Origin of the sequence: Pseudomonas sp. NPDC089918, from assembly GCF_050280605.1 — a bacterium.
GTDB lineage: Bacteria > Pseudomonadota > Gammaproteobacteria > Pseudomonadales > Pseudomonadaceae > Aquipseudomonas.
Map to the genome: position 1 here is coordinate 44,513 of NZ_JBNNVP010000042.1, position 10,681 is coordinate 55,193.

At 59.5% G+C, this 10,681-nt stretch carries 9 protein-coding genes and 2 tRNA genes; 7 read left to right on the forward strand and 4 right to left on the reverse strand.

Annotated elements, in window-relative coordinates; translation table 11 throughout:
- Positions 1-77 precede the first annotated feature (77 nt).
- Both ACQKPC_RS24455 and ACQKPC_RS24460 read right to left on the reverse strand, forming a co-directional pair.
- A complete protein-coding gene (locus ACQKPC_RS24455; protein WP_427626867.1) occupies positions 78-1,289 on the reverse strand; it encodes a benzoate/H(+) symporter BenE family transporter in 1,212 nt (403 codons plus the stop codon).
- 122 nt (positions 1,290-1,411) lie between these two features.
- Positions 1,412-2,755 carry an aromatic acid/H+ symport family MFS transporter gene (locus ACQKPC_RS24460; RefSeq protein WP_063342493.1) on the reverse strand — a complete coding sequence of 448 codons (1,344 nt, stop codon included), beginning with the start codon at positions 2,753-2,755 and terminating at the stop codon, positions 1,412-1,414.
- A 431-nt stretch (positions 2,756-3,186) separates the two neighbouring features.
- Between ACQKPC_RS24460 and ppk2 the strand changes: the two genes are divergently transcribed.
- The 7 genes from ppk2 to ACQKPC_RS24495 all read left to right on the forward strand — a co-directional run bounded on the left by ppk2 (position 3,187) and on the right by ACQKPC_RS24495 (position 10,218).
- A complete protein-coding gene (gene ppk2 / locus ACQKPC_RS24465; protein WP_427626869.1) occupies positions 3,187-4,011 on the forward strand; it encodes a polyphosphate kinase 2 in 825 nt (274 codons plus the stop codon).
- A gap of 49 nt (positions 4,012-4,060) precedes the next feature.
- Positions 4,061-5,848, forward strand: coding sequence for a SulP family inorganic anion transporter (locus ACQKPC_RS24470; RefSeq protein ID WP_427626871.1), 1,788 nt, complete (start codon positions 4,061-4,063; stop codon positions 5,846-5,848).
- A gap of 82 nt (positions 5,849-5,930) precedes the next feature.
- Positions 5,931-7,031, forward strand: coding sequence for an AI-2E family transporter (locus ACQKPC_RS24475; RefSeq protein ID WP_427626873.1), 1,101 nt, complete (start codon positions 5,931-5,933; stop codon positions 7,029-7,031).
- A gap of 135 nt (positions 7,032-7,166) precedes the next feature.
- The gene (locus ACQKPC_RS24480; RefSeq protein WP_008008717.1) at positions 7,167-7,793 is read left to right on the forward strand and encodes a DUF1780 domain-containing protein; all 627 of its coding nucleotides are present in this window, start codon (positions 7,167-7,169) and stop codon (positions 7,791-7,793) included.
- 153 nt (positions 7,794-7,946) lie between these two features.
- Entirely contained in the window at positions 7,947-8,120 is a 174-nt protein-coding gene (locus ACQKPC_RS24485) for a DUF3094 domain-containing protein (protein ID WP_007901951.1), read from the forward strand.
- A gap of 60 nt (positions 8,121-8,180) precedes the next feature.
- Positions 8,181-9,479 carry an NAD(P)/FAD-dependent oxidoreductase gene (locus ACQKPC_RS24490; protein WP_427626876.1) on the forward strand — a complete coding sequence of 433 codons (1,299 nt, stop codon included), beginning with the start codon at positions 8,181-8,183 and terminating at the stop codon, positions 9,477-9,479.
- A 337-nt stretch (positions 9,480-9,816) separates the two neighbouring features.
- On the forward strand, positions 9,817-10,218 hold the full coding sequence (locus ACQKPC_RS24495) for an HvfA family oxazolone/thioamide-modified RiPP metallophore (protein ID WP_008068435.1): 402 nt from the start codon (positions 9,817-9,819) through the stop codon (positions 10,216-10,218).
- 106 nt (positions 10,219-10,324) lie between these two features.
- Here ACQKPC_RS24495 and ACQKPC_RS24500 read toward each other — a convergent pair.
- A tRNA-Pro gene (locus ACQKPC_RS24500) sits at positions 10,325-10,401 on the reverse strand.
- A 95-nt stretch (positions 10,402-10,496) separates the two neighbouring features.
- Positions 10,497-10,572, reverse strand: a tRNA-Lys gene (locus tag ACQKPC_RS24505).
- Positions 10,573-10,681: the final 109 nt, after the last annotated feature.

The following is a 10,681-nucleotide window of genomic DNA, read 5'->3' on the forward strand; positions in this document are numbered from 1 at the left end:
AAGTGCTCCACCCGTGGCGGATTCGCCGCGAGGGATGGTGAAAACGGATAAGGATCGGGTTTCGATTAACTACTCGATCAGCGCGCCACCTCCTGCGCAGGGGCCGCTTGAGTCGCCGGCGCGGGACGCCGGGCACTCAACAGCACGTGCGTGACCATGCCGAAAATCAGCCCCCAAAAAGCGGCGGACAAACCAAACAACGACATGCCCGAAGCGGTGGTGAGAAAGGTCACCAGCGCGGCTTCGCGATCACTCGGCACGGCCATTGCGCCGGCCAGCGCCCCGGCTATCGCGGCGAACAGCGCCAGCCCGGCCAGGGCCGCGATCAGTTCCTTGGGGAACGCCGAAAACAACGAAACCAGCGTGGCACCGAAGATCCCCAGCACCAGGTAACACAGCCCGCCCACGACCCCGGCCACATAGCGTTTTCGCGGATCTTCATGGGCCTCGCGACCGGTACAAATGGCCGCGGTAATCGCCGCCAGATTCAACCCGTGACAACCGAACGGCGCCAACAGCGCAGTGCCCAACGCGCTGCTGGCGATGATCGGGCCGGCTGGCGTTGGGTAGCCGCTGGCACGCAGCACCGCCATGCCGGGAACAAACTGGCCGGTCAGCGCCACCATCACCAGCGGCAAGGCGACATTCAGGGTCGCACTCAGGCTGAACGCGGGGGTGATCCATACCGGTGTGGCCAAGCCGATCACCAGTGCTTCGCGGTGCAAATCACCGGCGAGAAACGCAATCGAACAACCCACCAGCAGCACCATCAACACCGCATAGCGCGGCATCACCCGCTTGCAGATCAGGTACGTGGCAAACATCGCCAGCACCAGCAGCGGCTTGCCTTGCAACGAGACGAACAACCCGGTGCCGAAGCTGAACAGAATCCCCGCCAGCATCGCCGCCGCAATCGCCGCGGGCAGTTTGCCGATGATCCGGTCAAACGCCCCCGACACGCCGACCAGGAAAATGATCAGGCTGCTGACCAGGTAAGCGCCCACCGCCTCCGGCATGGAGATTCCCGGCAACAGTGCCACCAGCAACGCCGAGCCCGGTGCCGACCACGCGATGATCACCGGGACGCGGTAACGCAGGCTCAAACCGATGCCGAGCACGGCGCTGCCGATGGAAATCGCCCAGACCCAGGACGACAACATTTCCCGCGAGAGGTGTGCGGTCTCGGCGGCCTGAAAGATGATCACCAAGGGGCCTGCGTAGGAAATCACCGTGGCGATAAATCCGGCGACGGCAGCAGACAGGGAAAAGTCCTGAAATAACGCTTTCATGAAACCTCGCCGCAAGACTCGTCAGGCGATCCGTGGCACAGGCCCGGTCGCTCTTGTTCGGAAAAATGTGTGGGGGACCCAGGCCGGCGACACGGCATGACGCCGTGCCGCCACTACCGGGTTCAGGCACTGGTCGGCGCAAGCGTCTGGGTGGCACCTTTGGCGCTGCGTTGGCTGCTGATGGCGAACACGGTCATGGCGAGAGCGGCCACCGCACCGGGCAAGGCAAACGCCATGAAGTTCAGTTGCAGCGGCAGGCTGATCCCCAGCAAGGCACCGCCCAGCAGTGGGCCGACGATCGCGCCGTTGCGGCCGATGCCTGACGCCCAGCCCAAACCGGTGGAGCGAATGGTCATGGAGTAGAACTGCGCGGCGCAGGCGTACAGCAGAATCTGTGAGCCGATGGTGGTGGCGCCGGCAAGGGCGATCAGCAGGTACAACACCGGCATCGGACTGTTGAAGCCCAGCAAGGTGATCGATACCGCAGCCACAACGAAGAACACCGCCAACACACGCGGCAGATTGAGCTTGTCGCCGAGTACGCCACCGCCGACCGCGCCGAAAATGGCACCGAAGTTGAGTACCAACAGGAACGACAGACTCGAGCCCAGGCTGTAACCGGCGTTGGCCATCAGTTTCGGCAGCCAGGAACTCAAGGCGTAGACCATCAGCAAGCAGCAGAAAAACGCCAGCCACAGCATCAGCGTGCGCAACGCACGGCCCTCGCGGAACAGTTGCAACACCGGGGTGCCAGTGCCCTTCACTTCGCTCATGTGCAACTGATCGCTGGCGAGTGCAACGTAAGCCGGGTCAACCCGCTCCAGAACGTTGCGCGCCTCTTGATTGCGCCCCTGACGCAGCATGAAACCCACCGATTCAGGCAGGAAGTACATGATCAACGGCAACAACAGCAACGGCAGCACCGCCACGTAAAACACCGACTGCCAGCCGAAACTGGGGATCAGCACGATGCCGAGCCCCGCCGAGAGCATGCCGCCCACCGAGTAACCGCTGAACATGATCGCCACCAGCGTGCTGCGGATTTTCTTCGGCGCGTACTCGTTCATCAGCGCCACGACATTGGGCATCACCCCGCCAATGCCCAGCCCGGCAATGAACCGGCAGAGGCCAAACTCGGTAGGGTTACGAGCAAAACCATTGAGCACGGTAAAACCGCTGAAGAGCATCACGCACAGGGTGATGGCTTTCTTGCGGCCAATCTTGTCCGACAGCGGGCCGAAAAACAGCGCCCCGAACATCATCCCGAACAGTGCATAACTTCCCAGTGCGCCAGCTTGCAAGGGACTGAGCCCCCACTCTTTCATCAGCATCGGCAACACCACGCCGTAGATCACCAAATCGTATCCGTCGAAGATGATGATCAGGGCGCACCAGAACAGCACCATCCAGTGAAAGCGGTTGAATCGAGCGTTGTCGATAACCTCATGTACGTCGATCTTGCGCATGGCATCTATCTCTTGTTGTTTTTTTTTTAAGAGTCGGTAACGCGGCTAACGTCCGTACAGCCGAGGGTAGAGACGCCGGGCACGGGGCAATAGCCGCTTTGCGCAGATCGCTATCCGTTTTGTGCAATGCCCTGAATCGGGCGTGGGATGAGGAATGCTGCGGGCATGCCACCCCTGCAGACGGGTCGGGCAATACGCGTATCGAACCTGATGGGACCTGGCGTGTTCCAGGAACCTGTGGCAACCCTGTAGAGGGTTGATTCATGGACTAGACTCACGCGGTTGGTGATGGAGTTGAACGTCAAGAGCAGAGGGCCGTCCACGACTGACGCCAGGTTTGCTCGAAGCAATGCGCGATCTGCAAGCTGATAGCTGCACCTGCAGGGTCCATCTATCGGCAGTCAGCGACTGGCATAGGTGAGGCTTGGGTCATGGCAAAGGACAAGAAGAAAACCCCTGTTAAAAGCAACTCCGCTGAACCCTTGAAACTGAAGAACAAAGACTATCTTGAGCAGTTACGCCGACTGCATGTCGAACTGGTCAAGTTGCAGGAATGGGTGAAACAAAAGGGCATCAAGATCTGTATCGTCTTCGAAGGGCGGGATGGCGCCGGCAAGGGTGGGACGATCAAGGCGCTCACTGAGAGGGTGAGCCCGCGTGTCTTTCGGGTGGTGGCGCTACCTGCACCGACCGATCGCGAGAAGAGCCAGATGTATATACAGCGCTACCTGGCGCACATGCCCGCGGCTGGCGAAGTGGTGATCTTCGATCGCAGTTGGTACAACCGCGCAGGGGTCGAGCGCGTGATGGGATTTTGTACCGATGAGCAGGTGACCCGTTTCCTGGCCCTGGCCCCCCTCATGGAACGCATGATGGTCGACTCGGGCGTCATGCTGTTCAAGTATTGGCTGGAAGTCAGCGAAGAGGAGCAGACTCGCCGGCTCGAGGCGCGGATCAAGGATGGCCGCAAAACCTGGAAACTGACGCCCATGGATCTCAAGTCATACAGCCGCTGGTATGACTACTCGCGCGCACGTGACGACATGTTCAAGTCGACCGACACCGATCATGCTCCGTGGCTTGTGGCCAACTCGAACGACAAGAAGCGGGCCCGCCTCAACATCATCTCTGATTTGCTCAGCCGTATTCCGTACAAGAATGTACCGCGCGAGAAGGTGGTTTTGCCCAAACGGCAGAAATCAGGCGGCTATCGTGAACCGGATTATCCGTTGCGGCGAATTCCGGAAAAGTTCTGACCGGCACGTTCAAGCGGATCTGCGCTGTACACCAAAGGGCCACAGTCCTATGAGCCATTCGGATGCTTCGCCTCCCGTCCCGGAACCGGGCCGCATTGCCCATCGCAACACCGGCGGCGACACCGGTTGGAGTCGTTGGCTGCCCGGACTACGCACGCTGCGCGGTTACAAAATAACCTGGTTGCGGCACGACCTCGTGGCCGGACTGGTGCTGACCACGATGTTGGTGCCTGTCGGCATCGCCTACGCGGTGGCATCGGGCGTACCCGGCATCTATGGCCTTTACGCGACCATCGTTCCGCTGCTCGCTTATGCGCTGTTCGGACCCAGCCGGATTCTGGTGCTGGGGCCGGATTCCTCGCTGGCTGCCGTCATTCTCGCCGTCGTCCTGCCACTGTCCGGCGGTGATCCGCATCGTGCCATCGCCCTTGCGAGCATGATGGCGATCGTATCGGGGGTGGTGTGCATCCTGGCCGGCATAGCGCGCTTGGGCTTTGTCACGGAGCTTCTTTCCAAACCGATCCGCTACGGGTACATGAACGGGATCGCGCTGACGGTATTGATCAGCCAACTGCCCAAGTTTTTCGGTTTTTCGATTGAATCCGACGGCCCGCTGAGAAACCTGTGGGCGATCGCTACAGCTGTAATGGAGGGGAAAACCAACTGGACCGCCTTCATGGTCGGCGCAGCCACCTTGGCCGTGATTCTGCTGCTCAAGGGCAACAAACGCGTGCCGGGCATTCTGATCGCCGTGGCAGGGGCGACCGTCGCCGTGGGTGTGCTGGACCTTGCAGCGCGTGCGGGAGTGTCAGTCCTCGGCTCTCTTCCGCAAGGCTTGCCTGCGTTCGCCATCCCCTGGATCACTAGCGCCGATATCGTCCCCGTCCTGATCGGCGGCTGCGCCGTTGCCCTGGTTTCGTTCGCCGATACCAGCGTGCTCTCACGTGTCTATGCGGCGCGGACCCGCACCTATGTGGACCCGAACCAGGAAATGGTGGGTCTCGGCGTCGCCAACCTGGCCGCCGGATTTTTTCAGGGTTTTGCGATCAGCAGCAGTTCGTCACGTACGCCCGTGGCCGAGGCTGCAGGCGCCAAAACCCAGTTGACCGGAGTCATCGGCGCGCTTGCTGTTGCCTTACTGCTGGTGGTGGCACCAGACTTGTTGAAGGATTTACCTACCAGCGCACTGGCGGCGGTGGTGATCGCCTCCGCCATCGGCCTGATTGAGGTCACCGACCTGCGACGCATTTATCGAATCCAGCGTTGGGAGTTCTGGCTGTCAATCGTCTGCACCATCGGCGTGGCCGTGCTGGGTGCGATCGAGGGGATCGGCCTGGCCATCGTGATCGCCGTCATCGAATTTCTGTGGGATGGCTGGCGTCCTTACTCTGCCGTCCTGGGACGCGCGGACGGCGTGAAGGGTTATCACGACATCAAGCGCTATCCCGACGCGCGCCTTGTACCCGGCCTGGTCCTGTTTCGCTGGGATGCGCCGTTGTTTTTCGCCAACGCCGAGTTGTTCCATGACCGAGTGCTGGACGCCGTGGCTGCATCGCCTACGCCAGTGCGCTGGCTGGTTGTTGCGGCGGAACCCGTCACCAGCGTGGACGTGACCTCTGCCGACATGTTGGCGGAACTGGACGAAACGTTGCACGCGGCGGGTATCAAGTTGTGTGTGGCCGAGATGAAGGACCCGGTCAAGGACAAGCTGAAGCGATTCGGGCTTTTTGCGCGGCTTGGCGAAACAGCGTTCTTTCCAACAATAGGCTCTGCAGTCGACAGCTATCTCGCGATACATCCGGTGGATTGGATGGGTCGGGAGGACAAGAGTCGCTGAGCGGCATGTTCACCGGCTCACTTGCGACCAGGGCTGGACTTACCAAATGCAGGCCCTTGCCACTCTCTACAGGAGGTAATCCATGGTTCCCATACCCATGCTCGAAAAGGTTTTTTCCCGAGACCTGCTCGATGTGCTGATTCGTGCCGGAGTGATTGCCGTTCTGGTGATGTTCTGCTTTCAGATATTCAGCCCGTTCCTCGATCTGATGCTGTGGTCGGTGATCCTGGCAATCACCCTCTACCCCTTGCAAGTCAGGTTCAAAAGCAAGATGGGGAATAAAGACGGGATCACCGCGACGCTGATCGTATTGGTCGTCATCAGTATTCTTATGGTGCCTATTTATTTGTTGGGAGCCTCGCTTGCGGATTCCGTGGAGAAGGTCATGACCATGGTCAAAACCGACAGTTTCCATATTCCGCCACCCTCCGATGCGATAGCCGGCTGGCCACTGGTGGGCGAACCTCTTTATAACTTGTGGGCGCAAGCCACCACTGACCTGCCCGATCTGGCACACAAGTTCATGCCGCAGATCAAAGGTGTCAGCCTCTCCCTCCTGAGCAAGCTTGCGGGTGTCGGCATGGGGCTCCTTTTATTCATCGTTGCCCTGATTATTGCCGGTATTTTTTTAGCGTATGGCGAGAGCGGCCACCGCAGCGCGGTGCAAATCGTTTCGCGCTTCAGCGGTCCGATCAAGGGGCCGAAAATCGCCGATCTGTGCACCGCCACCATCCGGGCAGTGGCATTGGGGGTGGTCGGCATCGCGTTCATCCAGATGCTGTTGGTGGGCATCGGCTTTGTATTCATGGGTGTTCCCGGTGCCGGCCTTCTCGCCTTGGCGGTGCTGCTTCTTGGCATCATGCAATTACCGGCCACCCTGATTACCCTTCCGGTCATCGTTTTTGTTTTCATGAGCGAAGGTGCCAGTACGGCGACCATTGTGTTTGCCATTTATGTCTTCATCGCGGGATTGGTCGATAACGTCCTCAAACCGCTGCTGCTGGGTCGTGGTGTCGATGTGCCGATGCCCGTGGTGCTGATCGGCGCCTTGGGCGGCATGGTCACGGGCGGTATCCTCGGCCTGTTTATCGGCCCTGTGATACTCGCGGTCGGCTATCAGCTGTTCTGGGAATGGGTGGATCAAGCGCAAGAACCCGGGCCAGATAATCAGGGACAGACCTGACACGGCGGTAGAGGATATTCGGTGATGAACACCCATAGGCATGCCAGAAAAAACGGCTGAAGAAATCCCGACAGACTTTTTTCTTTTGCGACAGACTTATTATTCAGATCACATTTGAACGCTAAGCTTGGGCCTATGGATGATTCAGATTATTTACGCCTGCTGACCATTGCGGCCGAGCAAGCCAACACGTTCCTCTCCAATGCCCGCAAATGGGAGCGTGAGCGTTGGGTTTGCCAGCGCCTGCTGCAAGGCCTGAACATTCCCTATCGCGCCGACGAATTTGCCCCCGCCGGGGAGCCACCGGACGTGTTGTTCCGCGACGCGAACTTCGAAGTGTTCTTCGTGCTCGACGAGGGTCGGCGCCTCAACGATGAATGGCGCGACGAGCTGCAACGTCGACGCAGCGCGTTTTCCCTGAGCCAGCTAGTGCGCCGTGAGGCCAAGCCCCGGCGCATCCCGGCCAATGAGTTTCTGCTGAGACTGGCGCCGACCTTGCGCAAAAAAGCCCACAACTACAAAGAGCGCGGCATGGACCTGGGGGAGCTGGACATCATCGCCTTCGCCAGCCTCAAGCGCGAAGTGCTGGACCTCAACAGCCACTTTCCGCCGCCCACCGAATACTTGCGTCAGGGCTGGCGCTCGTTGTCGCTGGTCGGCCCGACCTTCGCCCGAGTGTTGTTCGCCCACCCGGAAGCCCCGGATTTCCTGCGCAGCAACCTGGGGCGCAGCATCGTTTTCGACGTCGGGATCAGCCTGTGAGTCCGTTGCAGGAGTTGGTCGCCGAGTGTTACAAAGTGGAATCATTCGCCATTCCCGCCAGCAACTATGCTCCGTTCCATACCGGATAGGTCGCGACATCGCTGCGCGCTGTAGCGTCTACACATTCAGCAACGTCTACCTGACGAGGCCTTTATGACCAGCCGCCTGAACCCCGACGACCAGAAGCATGTCGAAGAGTACCTGAACCTGTCCCAGCACCAAGTCGAGCGCCGGCCTTTCCGGCCGTGGATGCTCCTGGTGCTGGTGTTGGCAGTGACCATGGGTTTAGGCCTGTTGAGCCGACTTATCAGTTACCTGACGCTATGAGCTGCATCGCGCTCGCTCGGGTAATTGCACCGATTTCTTTTAGCCTTGCGAGATATCCCCATGACTCATCGTATTGTCATCGTTGGCGGCGGCGCCGGCGGTCTGGAGTTGGCTACCCGTCTGGGTAAGACTCTGGGCAAGCGCGGCACGGCCAGTGTGATGCTGGTCGACGCGAACCTGACCCACATCTGGAAACCGCTGTTGCACGAAGTGGCGGCAGGTTCCCTGAACTCTTCCGAAGACGAACTCAACTATGTTGCCCAGGCAAAATGGAACCACTTCGAGTTCCAGCTGGGGCGCATGAGCGGGCTCGATCGCACACAGAAGAAAATCCAGCTGGCCGCCACCTACGACGAGGCCGGTCTGGAGCTGGTGCCGGCGCGCGAAGTGCCTTACGACTCGCTGGTGATTGCCGTCGGCAGCACCACCAACGACTTCGGCACGCAGGGCGCGGCGCAGCACTGTCTGTTCCTCGACACCCGCAAACAGGCTGAGCGCTTCCATCAGCAACTGCTCAATCACTACCTGCGCGCCCACGCTGGGCAAACCGACGCGGTGCAACAGATCAGCGTGGCCATCGTCGGCGCCGGTGCCACCGGAGTCGAACTGGCAGCGGAACTGCACAACGCCGCCCATGAACTCGCGGCCTATGGCCTGGACCGGATCAAACCGGAAAACATGCACATCACCCTGATCGAAGCCGGGCCACGGGTGTTGCCAGCCCTGCCGGAACGAATCGGTGGGCCTGTGCATAAAACCCTGGAGAAACTCGGGGTCAACGTCATGACCAATGCCGCGGTCAGCGAAGTGACGGCAGACAGCCTGATTACCGCCGATGGCCAAGTGATCAACGCCAGCCTCAAAGTCTGGGCCGCCGGGATTCGTGCGCCGGGTTTCCTCAAGGACATCGATGGCCTGGAAACCAACCGCATCAATCAGCTGCAAGTATTGCCGACCCTGCAAACCACCCGCGACGAGAACATCTTCGCCTTCGGTGACTGCGCGGCCTGCCCACAACCAGGCACCGACCGCAATGTGCCGCCGCGCGCCCAGGCTGCGCACCAGCAAGCTTCGTTGCTGGCCAAATCGCTGAAACTGCGGATCGAAGGCAAAGCCCTGCCGGAGTACAAGTACACCGACTATGGTTCGCTGATTTCGCTGTCGCGTTTTTCGGCTGTGGGTAACTTGATGGGCAACCTGACCGGCAGCGTCATGCTCGAGGGCTGGCTGGCGCGGATGTTTTACGTGTCGCTGTATCGCATGCACCAGATGGCGCTATATGGCGCGTTCCGCACGGCGATGCTGATGCTGGGTAGCAAGATTGGGCGCGGGACTGAGCCGCGGTTGAAGCTGCACTAAATACTCGGCGTCTGTCAGGGCCTCATCGCGGGCAAGCCACGCTCCCACAGGTTATGTGTTGGACCCAGCCCCATGGTCGATGCATAACCTGTGGGAGCGTGGCTTGCCCGCGATGCAGGCGCCTCGGTCCAACCTGCGGACAGTTGTGTGTCTCACTGTATCTTCCCCACTAATTCCATCCCTTCGCTTACAAAGCCCCCCTTGCGCGACACAGTAGCGATACACCACGCCCGCTAAATGGCCACACCCGAGCAAGGCACTGCCTGCTTCGGTCATCGCCGCACTCACGTGGCGTCCTTTATCGAGCGGTTGTGTTGTGCAACCCAGGAGATTTGTAATGTCCCGTACCACTACTCTCAGCAAAAACACCGTTGGCCTGCTCGGCGCTGTCCTGGCCGGCGGCGTGATGTTGTCCGGTTCTGTCTTCGCTTCGCAGCCGCTGACTCAAGGCTACCTGCTGGCCTCGGCGGAACAGGTCGTGAAGACGCCTGAAGGCAAATGTGGCGAAGGCAAGTGCGGCGATGCTTCGATGGCCCGGACCGATACCGATGATGATGGCCAGGTATCCCGCGCGGAATTTTTGAAAGTGGCGCCCAAGGCCGATTTCGACAAGATCGACACCAACCATGATGGTCAAATCTCGGAACAAGAGGCTTTTGATAACGTGAAAGCCAACTACGAAGCCAATGGTAAAAAGATGCCAAAGGGCTTGTTCGAGCACCTGAAAGACAATAGTTAAGCCTCTGAAGGCCCAAGCCCTGCCTCTGCGTCGAGAAGCAGGGCTTTTTTGCATTTGCAGCAGACAAAAAAAATCCCCGTATCTTTCGATACGAGGATTTTTAATATGGTCGGGGTAAGGGGATTCGAACTCCTGACATCCTGCTCCCAAAGCAGGCGCGCTACCGGACTGCGCTATACCCCGGTAAAAAAAAGGCACCTTTGAAAGGCGCCTTCTGCGAACAGAGCTTTTGGCGTCTGATCTTAAGATTCGATTCCAGCGTTAACTGGTTTCAAAAATGGTGGGTCGTGTGGGATTCGAACCTACGACCAATTGGTTAAAAGCCAACTGCTCTACCAACTGAGCTAACGACCCAAAAATGGTCGGGGTGCAGCACGTGATCAACGCTGTGCAGATTGTGGTGCGCACCGATACGTCTTTTTCCGGCGATCTGTCCGTTTATGGATTCAAGGATCCCAGCGGC